Source organism: Ruminococcus bromii (assembly GCF_002834225.1).
In the GTDB taxonomy this organism is placed as follows: Bacteria; Bacillota; Clostridia; order Oscillospirales; family Acutalibacteraceae; genus Ruminococcoides; species Ruminococcoides bromii.
This window is the reverse complement of the sequence record NZ_NNSR01000008.1, coordinates 1-1,295: the sequence shown is the minus strand read 5'-3', so window position 1 is coordinate 1,295 and position 1,295 is coordinate 1. Positions and strand designations below refer to the sequence as shown.

The 1,295-nt window shown below is 36.2% G+C and carries 2 protein-coding genes; one reads left to right on the top strand and one right to left on the bottom strand.

The genetic code is table 11. From position 1 onward, the window contains the following. Positions 1 to 665, top strand: a 665-nt coding sequence (locus RBATCC27255_RS00075; RefSeq protein WP_147639934.1) for a restriction endonuclease subunit S, incomplete at its 5' end; no start/stop codon positions are given. On the opposite strand, the gene RBATCC27255_RS00070 is transcribed toward RBATCC27255_RS00075, so the two are convergent. Next, a partial coding sequence (locus RBATCC27255_RS00070; protein ID WP_206602204.1) for a restriction endonuclease subunit S occupies positions 658 to 1,295 on the bottom strand: 638 nt, incomplete at its 5' end. The two genes, RBATCC27255_RS00075 and RBATCC27255_RS00070, sit on opposite strands and share 8 nt — an antisense overlap.

Here is a 1,295-nt window from a genome sequence, read left to right as displayed (position 1 = left end):
TCAAGAAGTATAAAAGAGGATTATCTAATAAACTTTTTGAAGATTATTCAAATAATTGGATTGCCGCAAAATTTGCGGATGTTTTTAAACTCCTTCAAAACAATACATTTTCTCGAGCCGAGCTTACCTGTGAAGAAACAGAGATTCTGAATATTCACTATGGTGATGTTTTAATTAAATATGGTGATATTTTAGATTTATCAAAAGTATGTGATATTCCTTTTATAAAGAATAATATAGATCTAAAGAGATACTCAGAAACAAGTTATTTGAAAAATGGTGACGTTGTTATTGCAGATACTGCTGAAGATTATACAGTTGGCAAAACAATTGAAATTTTCAGTGCATCCGGAAAAAGAATTTTATCCGGACTGCACACAATACCTTGTCGGTCTTTAATTTCTTTTGAGGCAAAGTATCTTGGCTATTATCTTAACTCGTATAGTTTTAGAAAGCAAATTCTACCACTAATACAAGGAACAAAAGTATCGTCTATTAGTAAATCTGAGTTGCAAAAGGTCAAAGTAAAGTATCCTGAACCGAAGGAACAAAAAAGGATAGTATCAATCTTATCTTTGATTGACGAAAAAATATATATTGCCGAGCACCAGCTTACTTTCTTAAAAATCTGTAAGGATGGTTTATTACAGCAAATGTTCATATAAACATCTGCTGCAGTATAGCGTTCTTCAAGGACAGTAATGTATCATATTTATGCTGATGAAGGGTGATAAGGTCGCTTAGTTTGTCCAAACATCGGGCAATTGCTGTTTGTTCAGCCTTTGACGGATACACAAAACCGAGAGTTAGAAACTCCTCGTAGCTTATACTGCGCCCATCACGGATGCCATAGGTTACTGTTTCTAATCGCCGGATAAACGACTTAGAGGTAAACACATATTTCCAATACTCTGAGTCGTGCTTTTCAGGCTCAGAAAAGCCAAAAACCGTGTAAGCAGGCGAGGTTATGCCTTCTATTGCAGAATAAGCGAACCCACCTTGAAAAGAACGAAGGTGTATCACAAACTGCCCCGGCAATACTCTTTTATAGCCGGCTTCATTTTTCTTGTCGTGGAATATATTGATGCTGTTTTCATCTCTGCGAATCATTCCACGGTCTTGTGTTGCTGACAAAACAGGAAGTTCCGGATAGCCTTTATCCGCAGTTGATACAAACAGCTCTTTTGCCTTACGCTGTTCCCAAGGTTTAGTAAAACCAGCAAAGCGGTATTGAGGTGTGATTTCTCTTTTTTTAGGAAATAAAGCTGATAATGAACCTCTTTTATACTTCTTGA